Annotated in this window: 15 protein-coding genes, 29 tRNA genes, 1 other RNA gene and 1 pseudogene; 6 read left to right on the top strand and 40 right to left on the bottom strand. The window is 44.4% G+C overall.

What is annotated here, in order from left to right:
- Positions 1–599 precede the first annotated feature (599 nt).
- Complete coding sequence (locus ACP2WE_RS07130) at positions 600–3,356, top strand: eCIS core domain-containing protein (RefSeq protein ID WP_425214894.1); 2,757 nt, start codon at positions 600–602, stop codon at positions 3,354–3,356.
- Between the two features lie 15 nt (positions 3,357–3,371).
- Here ACP2WE_RS07130 and ACP2WE_RS07135 read toward each other — a convergent pair whose 3' ends face one another.
- The 7 genes from ACP2WE_RS07135 to ACP2WE_RS07165 all read right to left on the bottom strand — a co-directional run bounded on the left by ACP2WE_RS07135 (position 3,372) and on the right by ACP2WE_RS07165 (position 5,343).
- The gene (locus tag ACP2WE_RS07135; protein ID WP_425214895.1) at positions 3,372–3,692 is read right to left on the bottom strand and encodes a hypothetical protein; all 321 of its coding nucleotides are present in this window, start codon (positions 3,690–3,692) and stop codon (positions 3,372–3,374) included.
- Positions 3,693–4,346: 654 nt separating this feature from the next.
- Positions 4,347–4,418: transfer RNA gene (locus ACP2WE_RS07140), tRNA-Lys, on the bottom strand.
- Positions 4,419–4,421: 3 nt separating this feature from the next.
- Positions 4,422–4,871, bottom strand: a complete 450-nt coding sequence (gene ybiA, locus ACP2WE_RS07145) for a riboflavin biosynthesis intermediates N-glycosidase (RefSeq protein WP_425214896.1) — start codon at positions 4,869–4,871, stop codon at positions 4,422–4,424.
- Between the two features lie 119 nt (positions 4,872–4,990).
- Positions 4,991–5,074, bottom strand: a tRNA-Ser gene (locus tag ACP2WE_RS07150).
- A gap of 3 nt (positions 5,075–5,077) precedes the next feature.
- Positions 5,078–5,155, bottom strand: a tRNA-His gene (locus ACP2WE_RS07155).
- Between the two features lies 1 nt (position 5,156).
- Positions 5,157–5,228 (bottom strand) — tRNA-Lys (locus ACP2WE_RS07160).
- A gap of 42 nt (positions 5,229–5,270) precedes the next feature.
- Positions 5,271–5,343 (bottom strand) — tRNA-Arg (locus ACP2WE_RS07165).
- On the opposite strand from ACP2WE_RS07165, the gene ACP2WE_RS07170 reads away from it, so the two are divergent.
- Complete coding sequence (locus tag ACP2WE_RS07170; RefSeq protein WP_425214897.1) at positions 5,317–5,733, top strand: hypothetical protein; 417 nt, start codon at positions 5,317–5,319, stop codon at positions 5,731–5,733. The two genes, ACP2WE_RS07165 and ACP2WE_RS07170, sit on opposite strands and share 27 nt — an antisense overlap.
- A gap of 410 nt (positions 5,734–6,143) precedes the next feature.
- Here ACP2WE_RS07170 and ACP2WE_RS07175 read toward each other — a convergent pair.
- The 24 genes from ACP2WE_RS07175 to ACP2WE_RS07290 form a co-directional block, all read right to left on the bottom strand.
- Positions 6,144–6,217: transfer RNA gene (locus ACP2WE_RS07175), tRNA-Ala, on the bottom strand.
- Between the two features lie 35 nt (positions 6,218–6,252).
- Positions 6,253–6,324, bottom strand: a tRNA-Arg gene (locus tag ACP2WE_RS07180).
- Between the two features lie 20 nt (positions 6,325–6,344).
- Positions 6,345–6,415, bottom strand: a tRNA-Val gene (locus ACP2WE_RS07185).
- A 73-nt stretch (positions 6,416–6,488) separates the two neighbouring features.
- Positions 6,489–6,560: transfer RNA gene (locus ACP2WE_RS07190), tRNA-Gly, on the bottom strand.
- A gap of 19 nt (positions 6,561–6,579) precedes the next feature.
- Positions 6,580–6,652: transfer RNA gene (locus ACP2WE_RS07195), tRNA-Thr, on the bottom strand.
- 9 nt (positions 6,653–6,661) lie between these two features.
- A tRNA-Met gene (locus ACP2WE_RS07200) sits at positions 6,662–6,734 on the bottom strand.
- 2 nt (positions 6,735–6,736) lie between these two features.
- A tRNA-Lys gene (locus ACP2WE_RS07205) sits at positions 6,737–6,809 on the bottom strand.
- Between the two features lie 4 nt (positions 6,810–6,813).
- Positions 6,814–6,885: transfer RNA gene (locus ACP2WE_RS07210), tRNA-Pro, on the bottom strand.
- A 3-nt stretch (positions 6,886–6,888) separates the two neighbouring features.
- Positions 6,889–6,971 (bottom strand) — tRNA-Leu (locus tag ACP2WE_RS07215).
- Positions 6,972–6,974: 3 nt separating this feature from the next.
- Positions 6,975–7,047: transfer RNA gene (locus ACP2WE_RS07220), tRNA-Leu, on the bottom strand.
- A gap of 4 nt (positions 7,048–7,051) precedes the next feature.
- Positions 7,052–7,125, bottom strand: a tRNA-Leu gene (locus tag ACP2WE_RS07225).
- An 11-nt stretch (positions 7,126–7,136) separates the two neighbouring features.
- A tRNA-Leu gene (locus ACP2WE_RS07230) sits at positions 7,137–7,210 on the bottom strand.
- A 1-nt stretch (position 7,211) separates the two neighbouring features.
- Positions 7,212–7,286 (bottom strand) — tRNA-Leu (locus tag ACP2WE_RS07235).
- A 3-nt stretch (positions 7,287–7,289) separates the two neighbouring features.
- Positions 7,290–7,363: transfer RNA gene (locus ACP2WE_RS07240), tRNA-Gln, on the bottom strand.
- A 10-nt stretch (positions 7,364–7,373) separates the two neighbouring features.
- A tRNA-Gln gene (locus tag ACP2WE_RS07245) sits at positions 7,374–7,447 on the bottom strand.
- A gap of 48 nt (positions 7,448–7,495) precedes the next feature.
- Positions 7,496–7,567 (bottom strand) — tRNA-Asn (locus ACP2WE_RS07250).
- Positions 7,568–7,572: 5 nt separating this feature from the next.
- Positions 7,573–7,646 (bottom strand) — tRNA-Phe (locus ACP2WE_RS07255).
- A gap of 3 nt (positions 7,647–7,649) precedes the next feature.
- Positions 7,650–7,737: transfer RNA gene (locus ACP2WE_RS07260), tRNA-Ser, on the bottom strand.
- 3 nt (positions 7,738–7,740) lie between these two features.
- Positions 7,741–7,819: transfer RNA gene (locus tag ACP2WE_RS07265), tRNA-Tyr, on the bottom strand.
- A gap of 4 nt (positions 7,820–7,823) precedes the next feature.
- Positions 7,824–7,897, bottom strand: a tRNA-Asp gene (locus ACP2WE_RS07270).
- Positions 7,898–7,915: 18 nt separating this feature from the next.
- Positions 7,916–7,990 (bottom strand) — tRNA-Trp (locus tag ACP2WE_RS07275).
- 70 nt (positions 7,991–8,060) lie between these two features.
- A tRNA-Ile gene (locus ACP2WE_RS07280) sits at positions 8,061–8,136 on the bottom strand.
- Positions 8,137–8,179: 43 nt separating this feature from the next.
- Positions 8,180–8,253 (bottom strand) — tRNA-Cys (locus ACP2WE_RS07285).
- 3 nt (positions 8,254–8,256) lie between these two features.
- A tRNA-Glu gene (locus ACP2WE_RS07290) sits at positions 8,257–8,332 on the bottom strand.
- A 392-nt stretch (positions 8,333–8,724) separates the two neighbouring features.
- Here ACP2WE_RS07290 and ACP2WE_RS07295 point away from each other — a divergent pair.
- From ACP2WE_RS07295 to ACP2WE_RS07305, 3 genes are all read left to right on the top strand, one after another.
- Positions 8,725–9,510 (top strand): diacylglycerol/polyprenol kinase family protein, encoded by a 786-nt coding sequence (locus ACP2WE_RS07295; RefSeq protein ID WP_425214898.1) that lies wholly within the window; start codon positions 8,725–8,727, stop codon positions 9,508–9,510.
- 151 nt (positions 9,511–9,661) lie between these two features.
- A complete protein-coding gene (gene rimM / locus ACP2WE_RS07300; RefSeq protein ID WP_425214899.1) occupies positions 9,662–10,204 on the top strand; it encodes a ribosome maturation factor RimM in 543 nt (180 codons plus the stop codon).
- A gap of 53 nt (positions 10,205–10,257) precedes the next feature.
- Positions 10,258–11,130, top strand: a complete 873-nt coding sequence (locus ACP2WE_RS07305) for a pentapeptide repeat-containing protein (RefSeq protein WP_425214900.1) — start codon at positions 10,258–10,260, stop codon at positions 11,128–11,130.
- Between the two features lie 62 nt (positions 11,131–11,192).
- On the opposite strand, the gene ACP2WE_RS07310 is transcribed toward ACP2WE_RS07305, so the two are convergent.
- Positions 11,193–11,507 (bottom strand): ribosomal maturation YjgA family protein, encoded by a 315-nt coding sequence (locus tag ACP2WE_RS07310; RefSeq protein ID WP_425214901.1) that lies wholly within the window; start codon positions 11,505–11,507, stop codon positions 11,193–11,195.
- A gap of 121 nt (positions 11,508–11,628) precedes the next feature.
- Positions 11,629–12,291, bottom strand: a complete 663-nt coding sequence (locus ACP2WE_RS07315; protein WP_425214902.1) for a Coq4 family protein — start codon at positions 12,289–12,291, stop codon at positions 11,629–11,631.
- 241 nt (positions 12,292–12,532) lie between these two features.
- On the opposite strand from ACP2WE_RS07315, the gene ACP2WE_RS07320 reads away from it, so the two are divergent.
- On the top strand, positions 12,533–13,297 hold the full coding sequence (locus tag ACP2WE_RS07320) for a hypothetical protein (RefSeq protein WP_425214903.1): 765 nt from the start codon (positions 12,533–12,535) through the stop codon (positions 13,295–13,297).
- A 264-nt stretch (positions 13,298–13,561) separates the two neighbouring features.
- Here ACP2WE_RS07320 and ACP2WE_RS07325 read toward each other — a convergent pair whose 3' ends face one another.
- From ACP2WE_RS07325 to ssrA, 7 genes and pseudogenes are all read right to left on the bottom strand, one after another.
- Positions 13,562–13,915 (bottom strand): type II toxin-antitoxin system PemK/MazF family toxin, encoded by a 354-nt coding sequence (locus ACP2WE_RS07325; RefSeq protein WP_425215065.1) that lies wholly within the window; start codon positions 13,913–13,915, stop codon positions 13,562–13,564.
- A complete protein-coding gene (locus ACP2WE_RS07330) occupies positions 13,902–14,162 on the bottom strand; it encodes a hypothetical protein (protein WP_425214904.1) in 261 nt (86 codons plus the stop codon). Before ACP2WE_RS07330 ends, ACP2WE_RS07325 begins: the two co-directional genes overlap by 14 nt.
- A gap of 12 nt (positions 14,163–14,174) precedes the next feature.
- On the bottom strand, positions 14,175–15,100 hold a 926-nt coding region (locus ACP2WE_RS07335; RefSeq protein ID WP_425214905.1), incomplete at its 5' end, for a tetratricopeptide repeat protein.
- Between the two features lie 8 nt (positions 15,101–15,108).
- Positions 15,109–15,611: pseudogene (locus tag ACP2WE_RS26040) on the bottom strand (tetratricopeptide repeat protein); the annotation flags it as partial.
- Between the two features lie 413 nt (positions 15,612–16,024).
- On the bottom strand, positions 16,025–17,380 hold the full coding sequence (locus ACP2WE_RS07345; RefSeq protein ID WP_425214906.1) for an ATP-binding protein: 1,356 nt from the start codon (positions 17,378–17,380) through the stop codon (positions 16,025–16,027).
- A gap of 88 nt (positions 17,381–17,468) precedes the next feature.
- Entirely contained in the window at positions 17,469–19,535 is a 2,067-nt protein-coding gene (locus ACP2WE_RS07350) for a hypothetical protein (RefSeq protein ID WP_425214907.1), read from the bottom strand.
- 362 nt (positions 19,536–19,897) lie between these two features.
- Positions 19,898–20,288, bottom strand: a transfer-messenger RNA (tmRNA) gene (gene ssrA, locus ACP2WE_RS07355).
- Positions 20,289–20,781: the final 493 nt, after the last annotated feature.

Below are 20,781 nucleotides of genomic sequence, written 5' to 3' on the forward strand. Positions count from 1 at the left end.
TGGTTTTGATGCTTTGACGGAGGCAATTAGCCATTTAAGCCATAATATCAAGCAAATACTCTCATTTTGCCTTTAGGTTTACTTCTTTTCTCCTATTTACTCAAGAATGAAACAGCCCTGCTTTTTTCAAGGGGGGCTGGGGGGGATCCTTGGGATGTATAGCGTTTCAGGTTTTCTTATCCCGAACTGACGTTAGCAGAGGCATTTGCGACCGTATTTTTTCCTTTGATTTGAATGATAGGGGCAATGAATTGCCCCTATCATTTTAGGCTGATAGCTCTTTGTAGCAATTCCACATTCACAATTTGGCAGTTCTGAAACTCCCTCAACCAGAAAGAGTTACAATTCTTCATGTTTTTGCCTAATTTCAGAAATGCCGCAAAATCTCTCTAGATTTACATTTACGGCGTATATGCGCAAAAAAAGCCGGATTTAAGCAAAATTTTCATTAAAATGGGCTTATTATGGAAAAACGATATTTTTTGTAGCGGTTCCTAAGAATATCAAAAGCCTTCTATAGAGTTTTTATCCCGTCTTGTTGTTTGCGTCCTAGTTGAAAATTCAGACGATACTCAAGTTAGCGAGAGAGGTTCTCAGCCATGAGAAAATATATAAAAAAGCCCCCAACTGATTCTTCATTTGCGCCGCCAACGATACAAATGCAAACGCGTCCCTTTGCACCTCCTCAAGCAAAGGAAAGAACTGCCGATGGCAATAGCAAGGAACAGTTAGCAAATCTAAACTCAGCCCAAGATCTCTACATCCCAGCCGACAAGTTTATCGTTCATCCCGAACGCATGTCCAACGAGAGCTTAATGCAGCGGAAGTGGGAGGGCATCGTGCAACGATATAAAGAGAAGCAGGCGGCAGAATCGGCTGCGGCACAACCCATACAGGCTAAGTTAGCGATCGGAGCCGTAGGCGACAAGTACGAGCAAGAAGCAGATAGTGTTGCAGCTCAGGTCGTGCAAAAAATCAATGTCCCTGAAAGCGCTCAACGCAAAGCAATGCCAGAAGAGGAAGAGGAACTTCAGATGAAGCCCGAAATCTCTTCACTCCAACGCGAGGCGATGCCAGAGGAGGAAGAGGAACTTCAGATGCAACCACTCTCAGGGACAATACAGAGAGAGGCGATGCCTGAGGAAGAGGAAGAACTACAAATGAAGTCAGTGGTGCAAAGGCGTGACACCCTTGCTGGGGGCGAAGCATCAGAGAATTTAGAGTCCTCCATTCAAAGTGCACGGGGTAGCGGTCAATCTTTAGATCCCAATCTGCAAGCAAAGATGGGTGAAGCAATGGGGGCAGACTTTAGCGGCGTGAAGGTGCATACAGATTCGCAATCTGACCAGTTAAACAAATCGATACAAGCCAAGGCGTTTACGACGGGGCAGGATGTGTTCTTTAGGCAGGGGGAGTATGAGCCAAACAGCCGAGGTGGGCAGGAGTTAATCGCCCATGAGTTGACTCATGTAGTGCAGCAGGGAAGGGCAGGGAAAAGATTGCCATTTGAGAATGAGCAAGAAGGTTCCTGTATAGAAGCGTTTTCTGAACCGATACAGGCAAAAAAAACGGAAACTCCTAATCAAACTGGTTTACCTAATGACCTTAAGTCAGGGGTAGAGAATTTATCGGGCTATTCGTTAAATGATGTCAGGGTTCATTATAATTCGCCGAAACCTGTCCAATTACAGGCATTAGCTTACACTCAGGGCACGGAGATTCATGTTGCACCTGGGCAGGAGGAGTATTTGCCCCATGAAGCTTGGCATGTGGTTCAGCAGATGCAGGGAAGGGTTAAACCGACGATGCAGATGAAGGGAGTGCGGATTAATGATGATGTGGGGTTGGAGAGAGAAGCGGATTTGATGGGAATGAAAGCAGAGCATGGAAAAGATGAGACTATAGGATTAGCGTCAAGTGTGAACCGATTCTCATCCCAAGATTTAAAGCATGGGCAAGGATTGGTTCAACGAGTTATTTATAAACTAATCAAGAAAAACTGGACTCCGATTAAAGAGAAGGATAAAGTCGGCGAACACGAACTACCAGAACCTACCAATGAAAGAATTAATCATTTTTTCAATAATGTAAATGGAAAAATTAGTGCTAATCTTGAGGATGTAGAAGGAGAGAAGTTAGCGTATGAGGAAGATTGCGATCCTTTATTCTATACATTATATAAAATCATCAAAGAAGATGACAAGAAAGATCCGAGTCAGATAGATATTAGAGTAAAACAAGAAGTCATTAAGTATCGAAAAAATCAAGAAAAACTTTATGATTTGGCTTATATTATACATTATGAGGGGGCAAAAGCAAAAACACCCGAGACATTAATCAATGATCGATCACCCAAATTCAAACATGGAGAAATCGAACATTTTGATATTGATGACTCGATCAATGAGAAACGATTAAAAACGCAAAAAGATCTCACATCGGACAGTCCAGAAAGCCGAGAAGGTGCAGTAAAAACCATACGAGGTACGGATAAAATATATACTTCTTATCAAGGGGCAATATACCGACCGTTTATTGAAGAGGAAAGAAAAGCGATTCTAGGTTTAGTGGAGGCTGTGAAGGGAGCTCAAGTAATGTTCAGCCTTGAACGGGGTGGATCGCTAATTGCTGACTTAATAGAAAAGTTAGGTGGAATTGAAAGCCCAAAAAATATTAAGATCCCTAAACTAGAGAAGGAAACTGAAGCGAAAGATTATCTCGGACATATACTCAAAGACAGACCAATGGAGCAGGAGCGATATACGGGCAAAGAATCAAAAATAGATTTTGAGGGGATACAAAAGAAAGCGCAACAGGAGAGATTTAAAGAATTAGTAGTCGATTTTGTCGAAAAAAATAAGGGTAAAGAGGAGATAACAATAGCAATAGCTGAGACGGCAGTTGGTGGGGGATCTGTCAACATAATGCGGCAACTTGTTGCGGATATCTGCGAAAAGGTAAAGGATTCAAAGACAAAGGTGACGTTTCGGATACTAGTAGCAAGAGAGACTATAAAACACCACGGACGGCGGGGGAAAGGTATAGTAAAGCTTACTGATAACGTGGAGAAAGCCATCAAAGAAGGGCAAGTATTGACAACTGATAACCCTCACCAAGTAGAAATGTATATATCAGAGTTATCGTATCTAATTGGAGAAGATGTAGATTACCAGACGCAATACGTAGGCGGAATGACTTCCAAAAAGCCCGTGATCGTGTTCGAAGGAGAAGACGATATTACCGCGATGAGTATAACACCAGCCTCAGAAGGAGAAGACACAGCCCGTGAAGTGATAATGGATTTAGTGGCAGGTGCATACGATCAACTAATGGCTGAATTATTTGATAGTAAATAAAATGATTGATATTGACTAAGATAACTGAACAAAGTCTAACCGAAGCATAAAGTCCTGAATATCCAATTCGGAATTTACGGGTAATTGAACGCGAGCAAACAAATAAGGGAAAAAGGAATGTGTTACCAATTGAGCTTGGGATGACGAAATAAACTCATCGACCTCTTGAATTTCATCCATTATAACAACGAGGTTGTAACCGAGAATGAGTTGCTGAGTGTAAAGAGAATCGAGGTGGCTATCAATTAAGTCTAGTGCAGCGAAGGTTGAATCCTCCGAACCAACGGAAGAAGAATGGATAAAAGAAATAGCAGAAGGAGCCGACAAAATTGACACGATTCGATTAATCCTATAGATACGGATAAAACTTAAGATAAATTAGAAGAAAAATGAAACTTGTGTTCTGATTATATCAGAACTCTTGCAATGTGCTCATTCCTCCCGTTTTCCTCACAGAAAAAGAGTGTGATCGCATATCTCTTAAATTGAGATAAAAGATGAAGCCTAGTGTCAGTATAACTTATGTAGAATGGTAACGCGTTTAATTAATTCGAAATTGGGATTGAAGAATAATACCCAACCTCAACAAGCCTTGTGTGCAATGCCAGCGAGATCGCGATTTGGTTAACTGTTAGATTAAGTGGGAGTTAAACTAACCGATTTCTAATATCGCGGTTTTCATAATTATGTGGACACCATTCAAATGCATGAAAAGCTTAAAGAGACAGGGATCTCAGTACTTCCGTCCACTGTAAATTCCGTCCGTATTTGCTTGAAAACCGCGATAATCGGTGCACTTCCATCTGGATGTTTTCAAGGAATAAAGCAGCGATCGCCTGCAAAAATTGCGCCAAGCAATTAGCCGCGATCGGCGGACTGCCGAGCTAGAAGGATGCGTTAATGGAATAGTGCGATCGCCGATCGTGTAGGTTGGGCTAAAGCATGAAACCCATAGGGTTCAAAAATGAGTTGCACGCAATTTCAAGCATACGAACATAGTAGGAGTCGAACCTACAACAGACCAGATAAATATCGGTGGCTCTACCATTGAGCTATATGTCCTGTTTATGCATGACTGCAAAGAATTTCTCTGACCTCAACCAAAATAATTCCCAGCATATTTTTGCCACTGCCATCTTGACCGCATCCCCAGTAGTAGTCATTAGGGGCATTCTCAACTAAATGTTGATTTCCCGTTCCCAGCAGAATTTCTTGAATATCCGTATGGGTTTTGAACTTTTGTAGTACGCCCTTACGCATGACATCGTCTTTGACCTGTTCCCAATCTTGGCGTAGCGAATGGCTGCGATCGCGCCCCATATTTGCCGCATCTTTAGGGGCTTTGGCATTCTGGATTTTTTCTGCCCAAGCGCGATCGGTCGTAATAAATTTCTGGGCTTGAAAGTAATGTTCGCTGGTTGCCCACCAGAGATCGTCAAGCATAAAGCCATGTCTAGAAAAATTAGAGAAACAACCGTAGGGTTCTTCGCGATCGCTATAAAAGTAAATCGTCATAGCTATATACGTGATTGAATAAGTCGGCAATTCTTAGTGTAGTCCACTAGGCAGGTACTGCCCCTGCTACACCTGCGTTATCGGCACAGTGCGTCGCTATTTCCGCCTCTAGTGGAAAAAGGAGAGCAGAGGAATCGAACCCCTAGAGCATCACCCTACCCTGGTTTTCAAGACCAGTTGCCAGCCATTTAGCGGTGCTCTCCATTTGGGGTGTCTGACGGGACTCGAACCCGTTAATGGCTAGCTTCACAGGCTAGTATCTCGACCACTTCGACTTCAGACACATGGGCATAGTAGGACTCGAACCTACAACAAACCGATTAAGAGTCGGTGGCTCTGCCATTGAGCTATATGCCCGTATTCAATACCATTTTCAAATCCCGTAAAATTTGGATAAAGCGGGGATGGCAGGACTCGAACCTGCACGAGTCACTTTAGAAGAGTGATGCTCTATCCTTTGAGCCACATCCCCATTGAGTTTCGCCAAAATCCATCGAACTTCTTTTTTGTTGCACTGACGTTTTTGGATAATGTAGGTCGATTTGCCTCGCTCCCTAGAGACAAACTCCTTAAGCATGACATCCCAAAAGCAGCCAAAGGATGGCAAATTCGCTACAGTCATGTGATACCAAATGCCATCTACCCTACGATAGTGATGATAGGCATCGAGTTTGATGAAATCATCGACTGGCTTAGGTGGTGCTTTGGGAATTCGCTCAGCCAAACAAAGTACGCCAGTATCGGGATGGATGTAGAATTGGTAGTATCTCCACTTGCCAAGCTCTCTGCCCCGATAGGTGCTGGATTTACGGCAAGGTATTCCATCAACGATTTCTACATATCTCTCGACATAGTCCCATAGATGCGAAAGAATATGTTGCCCTGATAGGGTACTACTATCTAGACTTTGACAAAGTTCGCTATAAATCCGATCCCAAGGTTGTCCTAGTTGGGAATATAGAAACTGCCGTAATGGGGCAAGATGGTCGGAAAAGTGTTTAGTTTTGCCTCGAACCTTAATGAAATAAGGGCTGAGCAAACCATCCTCACTTGCTACGTCAGTCAAGCGATCGAGCGTTTTACGAACACCTTTGAGTCTGCGAGAACTCAGGCGCATTCCGCCCCGTGGACGTTCGATGGTAAGTTCGTGGAGCCGATGCTCGCTCATAACCTTAAATTTCTCCTCATAGAATGTTGAACGATTAGAATGTGACAAGTCAGCTTGGCGAAAAATATCTGTAACACGGCAATTTCTCCTTTTTAACTTTTAAGTGGATACTGGTGGGAATCGAACCCACATCTTTCTACTTGCAAGGTAGACGCTTTCCCAGTTAAGCTACAGACCCATACAGGAGTGCTAGGAAGGAGCTAACACGCCCGACGAGGATGGTAGGAATCGAACCCACATAGCTAGTTCCGAAGACTAGCGTCCTGTCCGTTGAACGACATCCCCAAATAACCCCGACAGCCAAATAACCCTGAAACGAGCGAACCTGCAACCGCTTGCTTGTAAGGCAAATGCTCTCCCGTTGAGCTACAGGGTTTAGCGATACACCCGCATGTTGGATTTACCTCTTTCATCTTCCTGTAACAGAAGATGGGTAGAAAGAAAGTAAAAGCGAAAGACGAGGGTCGAACTCGTACGAAGAGTTTGGAAGACTCCTATGCTAGCCATTACATCACATTCGCATGATTGGATATCAGACCAAGCTGATGACAGGAATTGAACCTGCAACCCATCGCTTACAAGGCGATCGCTCTGCCAGTTGAGCCACATCAGCAGATTTGGTGGCAGGGAGAGGAATCGAACCTCTTGATTTCTTGGTTATGAGCCAAGCGAGCCCGCCATTGCTCCATCCCTGCAAAGGGTCGTACTGGAGTTGAACCAGTCTTGAAGTGCTTAAAAGGCACCCGCGTAAGCCGCTCTGCCAACGACCCAAAATCCGAGTGGTAGGATTTGAACCCACGACCTTCTGCTCCCAAAGCAGCCGCGCTCCCCCTGCGCCACACCCGGTAATACTCTCGACAGGACTTGAACCTGCACATGAAAACTCAACCTGGCTTCTCGAACCAGTGCGTATACCATTCCGCCACGAGAGCAAATACCCCTGGCTGGATTTGAACCAGCAAAACTCTCGCTCTGAAGGAGAGACGTATACCTTTCCGTCACAAGGGCAAAATACTCCTGAGAGGACTCGAACCTCCAATATCTCGGGTCTAAGCCGAAAGCCTCTGCCAATTGGGCTACAGGAGCAAAAAACTCGATACTCCTAGTGAGAGTCGAACTCACAACTTCTGAATTTTAAGTTCAGCACCTCTTCCAGTTGGGCTATAGGAGCATACTCCCGATGAGATTTGAACTCATACTTGACTATTTTTGAGATAGCCGCCTCTACCAGATTGGGCTACAGGAGCAAACTGGGAAGGAAGGAATCGAACCCTCAACCGTCGCATTCAAAGTGCGATCGCTTTGCCTATTTGCGTACTTCCCAATAGAGCGAACTGCCAAGGTAGGGCTTGAACCTACAGACTCCTGTTTCAGAGACAGGTGACTTTACCAATTTGTCTACTCGGCATCGATACCTAATTTAATTGAACTCGCCAAGTTCTAAATTATGGTATAACTGCCCCGGCAGGACTTGAACCTGCAACCCCTCCGTTAACAGCGGATGGCTCTGCCATTGAGCTACAAGGCAATAAATCCCTTAGATCAGAATCGAACTGACGACCTCCTGTTGTTCAGACAGGCGCTACTACCATCTGAGCTACCAAGGGATAAGGAGAGAGAGGGATTTGAACCCTCGACGGTGGTTATTTCCGTTCCTTCTTAGCAGGAAGGTGCTTTAAGCCTCTCAGCCACCTCTCCATATGGGTCGGGTAGGAATTGAACCTACAGTGCTAACGCTCCGGTTTTACAGACCATTACTCACGCCATTGAGAGCCAACCCAACACGGTGCTGACGGGATTTGAACCCGCGATCGCTGACTTGACAGGTCAGTCGCTTATGCCGTTTGCGTACAGCACCAAAATGAATAAATAAAAATGGCGCAGGGACTAGGATTTGAACCTAGAATGTCAGTTTTGGAGACCGAAGTGTTGCCAATTACACTATCCCCACAAGAAAGAAAAGAGCAACCAAAGAGGGATTGCCAATTTCTTGGAAGTTGGTTTTGAAGTTGGTCTTGATTTGGTAGCAGTGGCGGGATTTGAACCCACATAAATCTAGTTATGAGCTAGACGCTTTAACCAATCAGCCACACTGCCAAGTTGCAGTAAATCAAGCTGCGAAAAATCAAAATCTTTCGCAAGGCCGAGGTGAGAGTTGAACTCACGCATAGATGCTTTGCAGGCATCCTCCTTAGACCGCTTGGATACTCAGCCATTTGGTAGTCCTGACGAGAATTGAACTCGCTGCTTCACGTTGAAAGCGTGACGGCTTAAACCATTCGCCCACAGGACTAAAACTTGCTAAACCTTGGGGATGAATTACCCTGTACTACAACGATGTAATTAATCCGTCGTAATTTACATAGATATTTCACCCCCCGTACTACAAGACAATTTCTTTAAAACACAGCTTAAATGCTTTGGATTTAAGAAACGCCCCGTATAAAAATGATGGCGATACTATTGATTTTTCGTGGTTCTGTTAGGGTTGAAAAGCTACATAACTTACCTTTGCTTTAGGCGATGTATTACTTTGTAACCTCATGTACTACATACTACATGCGTACTACAAATTTGACAAGGGGGTAGCGCAAAATTTTTTAATTACTTCAGCGATCGCATATCTCAGGTTCTCAGCGTGTGGAGTAGGAGAAAATCAATTGATGAATCCTTCGATAGTAGAATATGCTAGAGAAAGCGATCGATTCAGTTTACCTACATACCCTATATTCCTTCATGTTTTTGCTAGGCGATCTTGCCGAACCACTTACACTATCGATTCAAGTCAGTGCTGTAATGGTGTGGCTCGGCTTGGTGTTTGCGATATCAGCGGTTTTGCGTCGGTTTGGCACTAACGCAGAACTCGTGCGCAAAGTCGTGCACATTGGTACGGGGAATGTGTTGTTGATTGCTTGGGGACTAAAGATTTCGCTATGGCTCTGTCTGATTGCAGGTGGATTGTTTAGCGCGATCGCTTATTTATCGTATTACACCAACATCTTGCCCATGCTCAATGGTGTAGGGCGTAAGACCCACGGCGTGTTTTACTATGCAGTCAGCATTACGCTTTTAGTTGCCCTGTTTTGGAGCATTCATCTCCCCCAATATGCCGTTGTGGGCGTGATGGTGATGTCATGGGGCGATGGAATTGCCGCACTTGTGGGACAGCGTTGGGGTAAGCATAGCTATTCTTGCTTGGGAAATAAACGCACCCTTGAGGGCTCATTAGCAATGCTGAGCGTGAGTTATTTAATGACCGCGATCGTGCTATCCCTTGCGAATGGATGGATGGGAGGGGGAGGAAATGGATGGCTCAACCCAAGTTTGTATCATTGGCTGATCGCTTTTCCTGTAGCAGCGATCGCTACCCTATTTGAAGCTTTCTCACCTGGGGGAACCGATAATCTTACCGTGCCATTATCAAGTGCCCTACTTTGCTACACCCTCAGTTCGGGCTTAACACCCATCTAAAAACACCGATCTAAACCTGATAGGATGAACAAGGTCGTTCTTGTAAAGCCTATATGCAAGCTTAACAAAATATGCACCTAGGTGCATGTTGGCGTTTTTAAAGCGAATAGACGGAAGGTACTTAGCAAGAAAAATTCAAGCAACCCCGCTTATGTCTCAAGATGACTGGTTAGTAGTTGGTAAAATTGTATCCACACAGGGTCTTAAGGGAGAGTTACGCGTCTTCTCTTACTCAGATTTTCCTGAAAGATTTGAGCAAGCAGGTAAACGTTGGATCTGTCCGACTGAGACTGCACAACCTCAAGCCGTTGAGTTACTGAATGGCCGTTGCCTACCCAGTAAGTCTGGTCTCTATATTGTGCGATTGGCAGGAATTGATACCTGCGATCAAGCCGAGGCTTTGCGAAACTACCTGTTTGTGGTTCCAAGCAGCGATCGCCCTATTCTAGACCCCGATGAGTATCATTTTTCTGATTTAATCGATTGTGATGTTATGCATCAGCCAACGGGCAAATTATTGGGTAAAGTGATCGGGATAATGACAGCTGGAAATGACTTGCTAGAAGTGCAAAACCAAGACGATCGAACCACGGTCTTAATTCCTTTTGTCAAAGCGATCGCACCTGTGGTCGATCTCCAACGTAAATGTATTGAAATAACACCACCCAATGGTCTAGTGGATCAATGGCTCTAGGTAATCTAAGCTTGAATAAGTAGAAAGGCAAACACATTCTAGGAAGTTAGGCTGTGGCAAATCAGGAATACCTCAATTTAATTATGCAAGGGGCTACCAACTGGAATAACTGGAGAGAAAAAAATCCCAGTATCCAAGGAGCCGACTTGAGCATGGTTAGTCTCAACGATCTCGATCTCTCGGGCATTAACCTAAGCATGGTAAATCTGCGGGGGGTAAATTGGCGAGGAGTCAATCTTAGCAACGCCAATCTTCGCAGTGCAGACCTCAATATGGCAAATTTACAGGGGGTCAACCTGCAAGGCGCTAACCTCAGTATGGCGTACCTAAGTACGGTCAATCTCAGTACAGCTAACTTAAGTGAAGCAAACCTCAGCAGCGCCGATCTCAGAGGAGCGACGTTGAGTCAAACAAATTTCTATAAAGCCGACCTCAATATGGCTAGATTGAGCATGGCAAATTTGGTCAGTGCTAATTTAGTTGGGGCAAATCTAATTAGTGCCAACTTGAGTAAAGCCGATCTAAGTAAGGCAAACTTGATGGGAGTCGATCTGAGTCGGGCAAATCTCAATGAGTCAAATCTTAGTTATGCCACCTTAAATGTTTCATGTCTTGTGGGCACTGACCTAATCGGAGCAAATTTAATTAGTACGGACTTTAGCGAATCAAATCTCAACCGCGCCAATCTGATTGGGGCAGATTTGTCTGGGGCTAACTTGAGCGAATGCGACCTTGTGGGAGCCGATCTAAGGGGGACAAATCTAAGTGGGGCATATCTCAGCGGCTCAGACCTCAACCGTGCCGATTTACGGAGAGCTTTGTTGGTCAGAGCCAACCTGAGTATGGCAAATCTTTATGGAGCCGATCTCACCCAAGCCATCTTAACCGATGCCACGATGCCCCATGATTATGTCTTTCAAGAGTGATCGAGAGCAATTCGATCGAGAGCGCTAATTCTGACGATTGAAATCCTATCGCCAGACCAAAGTCAAACGAAAAATGCGATCGCAGTACCGATCGCGTAAGCAAGGATATCCATCCAATCAAAGGTTGTCCCGATAACGATCGCTAAAAGTTTATATTGCCGCAATCCCAAGCGATCGACGAGATTCAAATATTGCAACCCTTCGATCGCACAGGCAAACCCAAACACAGATAAAGCGGCGACGGTGGCACGAATCTTCCAAAAAGACCGAATCAAACAATAAATGAGAATGACGACCAAAACATCCCCCACAAAAGGACGAATAAAGCGATCGTCAAAAAAAACAGCAATGCAGACTTCTATCAAGAAGAGCAGCATGGTTAAACAGAAATATTTTGGATTAAAAGTCACGGCAATGAAGGATATTAATGACTCATATTCTAAATGTGAAAATCGCCGCTCAACCTGAAACAACTAGTGTAGGAATTATGGAGTTCTTTTAAATATCGATCGAAACCACATTTAAAGAATCTCGAACTTCTTCTAGAGGCTTTTCCCACAATTGATTCCATTCAATACCAAAGAGAGGTTTTGCTTGCTTTGCCATGAGCCATCCCTTCGCGATCGCATCCATGTACTGTCCCGAAACTTCAATATCTCCAATCGTGGCTTTAAGTAGATTTTTGACCAACAACGCCAACCAAAAACGCGATGCCGACAACTGACCCACATAAAAAGCTTCTAGCTGAATCTCCCCCAAAATCATCGTATTGCAACCCGTAACCACATGCCAGATATCATGGGTTTCCCCAAGGTGAGCGCCTAGAAACTCAAAGTCATTGTTCGCCGAATGGGGAGTCATCAGCTTCAAATGATTATCCATAAAATGCTGCGCGTAGGCATAGCCAAGAGTATCGGGCGGTAGTTGAGAAAGATGTTGCAGATCGATCGTTCCTACTCGCGGACGCTTTTCAAAAGCTGCTTTCCCTTGGGGAGTTTGCGAAAGCCAGTCGATTACCTTCTGAAGTCCCTGCGGTTCGCTGGTTGTTTTTGCAATGCGATCGAGGAGTACAAAATCGCCATCATCTCCTCGTGCCATTGCGATAATGCTATCCAGTACGCTGTCTTGCCAAGTCTGCTTGAGTCCATCCTTTGTATTCATTGCCAATACCTTTAGTAAGTAGTTAAAAACGAAAATATAATGATTAACTAGAAGGTATCGTAGTTTGGCACTCAATGGCTAGTCGTGGAGTATGAAAAATAGCCAACCTTAACCGTGAAAAATTAAGAACTTTTGTATTTCCCAGTTAAGGGCAAAGCTTTCGGAAGATAAGCTGATATGAATTCAAGCGGTTAATATCCAAAACTTTGTCCCAGACCTCTAGGAACTTAACAACATCATCGTGAGTAAGTATCGTTTTATCGCAATCCCGTTGCTGGGGATCGTAATTTGGTTGCTGGGGATCAGTCCAGCTAGTGCCAATAGTTGGCCGCCGATGGCAGTCTGGCTACTACAGATTCCATTAAGTGCTGGAATTATTAGTTATGGCTTAGGGCTGATTGGAATTGTTACGCTAGAGGGCTTTATTTTAGCGAAAAGAGAGCAAGTTCATCTAGGTAAAGCCATTCTGTTTTCTGGTCTGGCAAACCTATGTTCCTTGGTTATGGGCTTTCTTGTAATTATGGGCATTGCTGGATTACCCTATGGTGCTACTTGGATACCTATGGCGATCGCTTATTTTCTTTTGGTCATTTTCTCTTGGTTGTTTTTTTCCAAAAAGCGATCGCAAGATTCGATTATCCCTCCGTTGTTATTGAGTTTGTTGGGGTTGTGTGGATGGGGGCTAATCTGGTTTTGCGGACTGATCTGTAGTCTGTTTCTATTGGGATCTGTTGGTGTATTAAATCCAGCAACTGTTGCAGGAAAGCCATTCCCCGATCTGTCTGTACCCTTTTATGTCAATATTTTGCAACTCTTGGGGGTTGTCGTGTTTCTGGGCATCGGCTTTGCCATGAGCGTAGTTTCAGAAGGGTTTTGTATTACGAAATTACTATCCAATTCTTCTGACAAACTTAAGCGAACAGTTCTAATCATGAATCTTCGCTCTTACGGATATATTGCGATCCCCATCACGCTTGCATTTATGCTCCTCAATCGAAGATTGTAATCGCTTACTTCTTCACAATACGATAGAACGAGTTTGTACCAAGATATCGATCGAATGCCCCTCCTGCCCTATTGGGTATCGCTCTTACCGAAGGGTGACAAGCAGAAGTCTGCAAGATTTATATTTAGTTGCATGATTTTATTTCTCTCTTTGTTATGCAAGACGGAATGATGTGAGGTGTGTCAGCTATATGCTATCAAGCAATGCCTGAAAGCGCGGATTGCGGTGGATGTTTCAAAATCTGAGTCTGGCTTTGCTTGCTTCTCATTCTGGTGTGTATTCGATTACTAGAGCGATCGCGATCGTAATTTCTATCATTATGTCTTCAGTAAGTTTTCCTAGTTGTCGGATAAACCTTGTAGTATCTAGACCTCTTAGTTGAAGCGTATCAATTGCTGAGACTTTACTTAATCCATTAATGCTATCTGGCTCAATCTTGATATGCCAGATGTTTTCATCGAAATATGGTTTCCAGTCAGTAATGGGAGCAATCAGTTTTATTGGTAATTTGCCGATCGCATCTGAGCTAATCACAACTACTGGTCTGGTTTTGCGAATTTCTGCACCGACGGTTGGTTCAAGATTGACCAGCCAGATTTCACCTCTATTTGGTTTCATCATGATACTCAATGATATCTCCTGTTCCTAGTTCTTTCCATTCTGAATTTTGTTGATAATGCTCTATCATCTTTTCTGCTTGCCGAGCAAGGATTTGGCGGCGTTGTTCTAATGACATTTTTAGTAAGGAGCGGCGAGACTTTTTTCTGGCTTCAAGTTTTCGGAAAATATCATGGGCAATTTCGTCTTGTTCTGTCTGTGGTAGCGCAGAAGCGGCAGTAAAGGCTTGTTCGAGTAGGGTAGTCATGGCGTTTTCCTTCTATTGTATCAAGGCTTGAAAGCGCGGATCGTGACGAATGCTATCAAAATCTGAGTCTTTAGCTATTTCGTCTTTGCGGCTTGGATCGAGTTGTATAGAGTAAAGAAGATTCTCAATCGCTAAATCGGTTTTGTTTTGTAGAACATAAGCATAGGCTTTACTTTCATACGCATAGGAATCTGGCTGAATTTCAAGCGATCTATCGATACTTTGAATTGCTTCATCATATTTTCCGACTTTTAAAAGTGCATAACCTCGGTTGTACCATGCTTCGTGTTTGTCAGGTTTGAATTCCACAGCCTTGTCATAGGAGGCGATCGCTTCTTCATATCTGCCTAAATTCTCTAGGGCAATGCCTCGGTTGTACCATGCTTCGTGTTTGTCAGGTTTGATTTCCAGAGCCTTGTCATAGGAGGCGATCGCTTCTTCGTATCTGCCTAAATTACCTAGGGCAATACCTCGGTTGTACCATGCTTTGTGGTAATCAGGCTTGATTTCCAAAACCTTGTCATAGGAAGCGATCTCTTCTTCGTATCTGCCTAAATTACCTAGGGCAATACCTCGGTTGTACCATGCTTGGTGGTCGTCAGGCTTGATTCCCACTGCCTTGTCATAGGAAGCGATCTCTTCTTCGTATCTGCCTAAATTACCTAGGGCAATACCTCGGTTGTACCATGCTTGGTGGTCGTCAGGCTTGATTTCTACTGCCTTGTCATAGGAGGCGATCGCTTCTTCGTATCTACCTAAATTCTTTAGGGCAATGCCTCGGTTGTACCATGCATCTTGGTCGTCAGGCTTGATTTCTACTGCCTTGTCATAGGAGGCGATCGCTTCTTCGTATCTGCCTAAATTACCTAGGGCATTGCCTCGGTTGTACCATGCTTGGTGGTAGTCAGGCTTGATTTCTACTGCCTTGTCATAGGAGGNGATCGCNTCTCCGTATCTGCCTAAATTACCTAGGGCATTGCCTCGGTTGTTCCATGCTTGGTGGTCGTCAGGCTTGATTTCCACTGCCTTGTCATAGGAAGCGATCGCTTCTTCGTATCTGCCTAAATTACCTAGGGCATTGCCTCGGTTGTACCATGCTTGGTGGGCTTCAGGCTTGATTTCCACTACCTTGTCATAGGAAGCGATCTCTTCTTCGTATTGTTCACTTGCAGCAAAAATAAGCCCTTGCTCGAATAGAAGTTCGGCTTTACGATTTAGTGTTTGATATGGCTCTGCGAGTAGTTCGGCAATTTGAATGATGCGTTCTGTACGTTGTGATAAACTCCATCTTTGGTACTGTTGAAAATCTCCTTCTTGGATCAGACGTTGTGATTCCTGTCCCACAAATTCTTTGTCTGTAGGAAACTCTACTACACCTGTTCCCCAGTCAAAAAAGTCGGGGGCACGACGGATGATATATTTAATCGCAAAGCGAGGCAATAGAAACACAAAACAGAGGTGACGAAAGCAATCTCTATAATTTTCACGTTGCCAATTGAGATGGCTGAGGATGGGTGGAACTGTGTCGAGGTTGTAATAATCACCTTCCCCACCATATCCCGGACGAATGTATTCTGTAAGAGATTTCTCTAAGCCGACAATAAATAGAATGTTGAGGTTTTCGACATTGGGAAATGCTTTGACCAGATCGATTAAATTAGAGATAGGCTCCTTGAGTTCTAAAACACCAACTGTTTTGTGTGGCAGGTCGTTGCGAACTTTTTCGATTAATTCTTGCCCGCCTACTGGCGTACAGCGCACAAATACCAACCCAAAGCCCTTACGCCGTCTGAGCGACCTCAGCATCGATTGATACTCCTCTTCGGGAGTAGATTTCTCAATCTCTCGCTCTCCTATCAAAGTCATAGCCTTTGCTCAAACTTTTCAAGTTCTTTAATAAGAGGATGTACGTCATACCATCGCTTTAACTTTTCGTCTGCATCGCGATAGCGATATTCCAGAACACAACGACTACCCAATAGGCGTGGATACTCCTTATCATTCTCTATGTTTGGGATCTGTTTTTTATTGGCAACCTTACGCAAAAGTTCCCATTGGTGATCGAAAATTTGGTTGAGATAATCTTCCTTAGCATCCTCGAGCGCCCGATTCACAGACTTAGCCGAGATCGGAAGTGTAGCGGTGTGATCCAATGCCTTTTGAATCATTTTCATTAACAATCGAATATGTCCCCCACTCATCAAACAGAGACGTTCGAGGACTGCATCAGATACAAATACCTCTGTTTCCAAAGCATTCGCTAGCTTTTTCCCAACCTCAGGATCGTTCTCTAACTCGACTTGGGCAATTCGTTTAGCAATAATTTCGCGAAATTTCTCCAGCCCAGCTTCACTTTTCTTGCCTTCTTCATCTGTTAACATCACCATTGGTAGCACGTCGGTTTCATCAAAATTGTTTTGTAACTGCGTGCAACGATCGGAGTAAACCATCGCGATCGGAACAGTGTAAATCACATGACAGTGCAAATCTCGCATCTGTTCGTGTCTTTGGATAAAAATCTCATCATAGTTACTTGGCTTTCCCTCTGCTTTTTGTGTCTCTGCAATGCGATCCAGATTATCGACAATCAAAACTAAGTCTTTATAGCCTTTTTCTACTAAAAATTTCTTGCCAGCATCAATAAATTCATTGAGAACGACAGATAAAGAAGAAGCATTGGCATTAATGCGATCGCGAATCTCCCTACGGTTGTCTGGTTTTGCCTTAATCGTAGCCGTGATTTTAGAGAACTGCGAAACCTGTTGTTCGAGTGTCAAGCCCTCAAAGCTCAGCTCTGTTAACAATAAATCGGATAAATTTTTAGCCCTTTTTTGCAACCAATCAGAGATCCCCTTTAATGGATTTTTGTCTTTTAGTTTGATTTCTTGAACTAAATGCTTTGTACAAGCCAGTAAAATATCGGCATATTCCGTATCTTGAATATCAATATCTTCACTGTCAGCACCAAAATAGACGACAAAATAATTTCGCGCTTCTAAGTCTCTTTTGAGTCTCAAAAGTTCCGTTGATTTACCAACACCACGATGTCCTGTATAAAGCTGATAGGTGGTAGTTCTGCCACGTATAATTTTATTTCCTAACTCTGTTAAAACACTCCAATCACCACGTACTTCTCCACAGTCCACATAGGCTTCTTTAGGGGGCGGATCGAAAGGATCGAAGACATTGTAAATTTCAGTCAGGAGGTCTTGAGACATAGGTGGCTCGACAGACAGGTAATAGTGATTTTATTTTACGCTATAAATTTCCGATCGCCGATTAAACAGGCTCAAGGATGGCGCAGATTTAAATGGGCACAGTGGCAATATCCGCCAAGACTTGCAGTGGCCCAGTTTGGATTTGTCCGTTGGTGCTGAGTTCGCTATAGCAAAGATAGATTCTCTCTGTGGCGCGATCGCATAGATCTCGCAGCAATCGTTTTAAACGTTCGCGATCGGCTGCCTCCCGATCTTGAATTGTCCATACTTCACCCGACCAGTCATGCAAAAATAGAGGCGCACCAAACAACGCCGCTGCGCCGCCCTGCGTCCAGAGCGAGGAACCCGCATCCAGCCAAAATTGCCAGCGATGGGAGAGGCGTGCCATGCGATATTGGTAAATTGTGGCAAGCACGACGCTATCGTTCGGCGCATTTGGCGCAAAGGGATTTGCCGTCACTGTACCCTGTCGGATTAATTGAATAAATCCCTCTAAAATCTTTCGATCCTGCCATTGCAATCGCAGTCCTATTTCCCAATAGTACTGAGCTGTCTCAATCAATTCCTGTAGCGTAGAGAGGCGATCGTAGCTGAGATTTCTGGGTTGGAGGAACTGTTGAATCGCCCGATCTAACAGTAGCAAAGGCGCAAGATTATGGGGTTGGCGTTCGATCCATTGGCGAATCTGTTCGTATGCTTGAGTGGCTTCATAGCCAAAGCGATTCCATTCGCTAAAGGTGTCGCTAGGGAGCAGTTGCGGTTGAATGGGATGTGGCAAGAAACAGCGATCGGCGAGCAGCCCTGCCCTGACAGGATCGATCGCTTCGCTTAAAGACACCAGCATTTCGGCAACTTGATCGCGACCGACCAGATGTCCCAGATTGGAATAGACCAAAGTCATGAGTGCCAACAGCGATCGCACGGCGGCGGAAACCGAGAGGGGGCGCTGATCGTTAAGCGGTAAAATCGAAATCTCTTTTTTACTGAGAATTTCTACTAGGGCATAGTTGGCGATATTATCCAAGCCGGGGGCGATAATGGCGATTTCACTGGCTTTGATTTGCTCGGAAGCGATCGCAGTGGCGATCGTATCGGCAACGGAACGGAATAATTTAGCCCGTGAAATCGTATCGATACTATGGAAGCTGTCAATGGATTCGCTGAGGCGCATACTTGGCTCTAGAACTAGATCCAAAACCAACTCCGCATATTCCTTGCCAATGCTTTCGGGAATCCTATCAAGCGTTTCGACTTGGCATTGCGCCGCTAGTGTCAGCCAATATTTCGGATCGGCTCCCAGCCCCAAGCGAATCGAACCTTCAGGATTAAAGGTAAATAGAGATTTTACACCGCTCTTAACTAAAACCGTACATAAATCGCAAGCGATCGCGGGGAATTCATCGGCATCATCCACAATCAAATAGCGATAGCGTTGCTGGAGTTTCTGGCGATATTGTGTATTGGGTAATAGATATTTGCCAAACAATTCCGTAATCGTGCCATAGGTCAGCAACCCATTGCGCCAGCAAAACTCCCGCCACTCCACCAGCGCATCCCCAATATTCTCACAGACATTTTGCCAAGCACTTTCTTGCTGTTTGGGGTTCTCATTCGGCGCAGAATTTCTAGAATCTCGCTCGGAGTCTGACTCAAACCCCTCCATGCCTTGACTCAAGATCTGCGGTACTTGCTCGATCGGTTTCCCACTATTCGCAGCCAGTAAGTACAAGTCCAACATGCGCCGCACGACGCGATCGCGACCCACCCCTTCCATACTGAGCAAACCCGAATCGAGTCGGTCTGACCACAATTTGGCAGCGAGTTCCTGCTCGTTTTCTACCCGCAGCAAAATCGGAAACTGGGCTTTCCATTCCAACAACCGCATCAACAGAGGAAAGAAAAGCAGGACTTGATCGCGAAAAAAACTAAGCGGCGTAGCGGCTGTGACGGGATAACGACCGTGGGTGGCAATACTGAGGCGATCGCTTAACTTTTGGCGTTGTTCAGAATCTACCGATAGCACCAAGACGGACTGCGAAGCAGCTTGCGGATTGGGATGTTTGGCAAAGTCCATCTCTGCCCAGTCTTGAAATTCCTGGACAATGCGATCGCTTTTGCCACTGCGGCTACTCCCTCGAATCCATAAATTGGTCATTCGTTTTAGATGCGATCGCCTAGATATAAAGGAAAATGAATTTCATATTCAACGTCAGTTCGGGATAAGAAAACCTGAAACGCTATACAACCCAGGGATCCCGCCCAGCCCCCCTTACAAAAGGGGGGAGAATTTTTCTTGTCCCCCTTACAAAAGGGAGATGCCCTATCGGGCAGGGGGATCGAACTCTTTAGTTCTAACCAGTTGGCTTGCTTTGTTCCGAAATCATTATCCCGAATTCATGTTATTCATAATTCTAATGCCTATTTCAATTTAATTAGAACTTGAGTTCTGCGCTCGCAGAAAACGAGCAAAAAAAAACTGCGATCGCAGTTTTTTGGAATTTGAAATTATTAAGAATTTAATGGAACCGGGCAGAGTCGAACTGCCGTCCGTACTAGCTCATAACGCCCCACTCATTCACAGGTTTATCCATTCTGATCCTCATGGAGGGAGCTACTTGTTATCCTCAGCAGCGGAGATTCTCTCGTATGGTCTTAGGCAAACAACTTACAAGAGGAAGTTTTTTGCAGCGTCCGTTGGGGGTTATCTAATGAGTTTAACGGAGTCACACATCAGATCTCGAAACCGAAATTAATTGGTTCTTAGGCAGCTACAGGAGCGGCTTTACGAGCAAAGGGTACTATGTTGTTCGCATGTACTTGTTTGAGTCATTGATTTGCGAGAGGTGACTCGCTCTCGACCTGCATCACGGGATAATTTCCACTAACACGTCGAAACCGTTGCGGTCCCAAGTCGATCCATTATAGCTCAAAAAATTAGATTGGTGTAATCCTAAAGGATTGGATTTGTTAGATGATTCATCCATACAACAAGATCCCCGACTTTAAGATCCCCGACTTTTTTAAAAAGTCGGGGATCTAAGCCAGTAGATTGCATTATTCAAATAGAGAATTGCTATCAGTGATTTTTTGGGTTTCAATCTTTAAAAATCGCGCATCAGATCGAGGCTTTTGTCACAATCTAAGCATATCAATTGTCAATAATAATGCCAGCAAACGCGATCGGGATCGCTCTGAACTCTTTGCGAATGAGGTTGTGCATGAATTTATCCCAGTCAATAAGGATTTTGGTGGGTGCATTAAAAGTTAAATTGGCGATCGCCTAAAAACTAAATTCTTGTAATTATTCTGCAATTAGCTTAGGGATAAATGGTATAAGCAAATTTGTCCTATAATTTCTCGCTTTGTTATTTTTTGTTTGTTACTTGCCCTCAATCAAGTCA

It is taken from the genome of Tumidithrix helvetica PCC 7403 (assembly GCF_965232925.1).
In the GTDB taxonomy this organism is placed as follows: Bacteria; Cyanobacteriota; Cyanobacteriia; order Pseudanabaenales; family Pseudanabaenaceae; genus Tumidithrix; species Tumidithrix helvetica.

Excerpts from the sequence above, each read along its gene's own strand:
- ACP2WE_RS07130 (WP_425214894.1), top strand. The coding sequence starts at position 600 with ATGAGAAAATATATAAAAAAGCCCCCAACTGATTCTTCATTTGCGCCG.
- ybiA (WP_425214896.1), bottom strand. The coding sequence starts at position 4,871 with ATGACGATTTACTTTTATAGCGATCGCGAAGAACCCTACGGTTGTTTC.
- ACP2WE_RS07170 (WP_425214897.1), top strand. The coding sequence starts at position 5,317 with ATGCTCTATCCTTTGAGCCACATCCCCATTGAGTTTCGCCAAAATCCA.
- ACP2WE_RS07295 (WP_425214898.1), top strand. The coding sequence starts at position 8,725 with ATGCTAGAGAAAGCGATCGATTCAGTTTACCTACATACCCTATATTCC.
- rimM (WP_425214899.1), top strand. The coding sequence starts at position 9,662 with ATGTCTCAAGATGACTGGTTAGTAGTTGGTAAAATTGTATCCACACAG.
- ACP2WE_RS07310 (WP_425214901.1), bottom strand. The coding sequence starts at position 11,507 with ATGCTGCTCTTCTTGATAGAAGTCTGCATTGCTGTTTTTTTTGACGAT.
- ACP2WE_RS07315 (WP_425214902.1), bottom strand. The coding sequence starts at position 12,291 with ATGAATACAAAGGATGGACTCAAGCAGACTTGGCAAGACAGCGTACTG.
- ACP2WE_RS07325 (WP_425215065.1), bottom strand. The coding sequence starts at position 13,915 with ATGAAACCAAATAGAGGTGAAATCTGGCTGGTCAATCTTGAACCAACC.
- ACP2WE_RS07330 (WP_425214904.1), bottom strand. The coding sequence starts at position 14,162 with ATGACTACCCTACTCGAACAAGCCTTTACTGCCGCTTCTGCGCTACCA.
- ACP2WE_RS07345 (WP_425214906.1), bottom strand. The coding sequence starts at position 17,380 with ATGTCTCAAGACCTCCTGACTGAAATTTACAATGTCTTCGATCCTTTC.
- ACP2WE_RS07350 (WP_425214907.1), bottom strand. The coding sequence starts at position 19,535 with ATGACCAATTTATGGATTCGAGGGAGTAGCCGCAGTGGCAAAAGCGAT.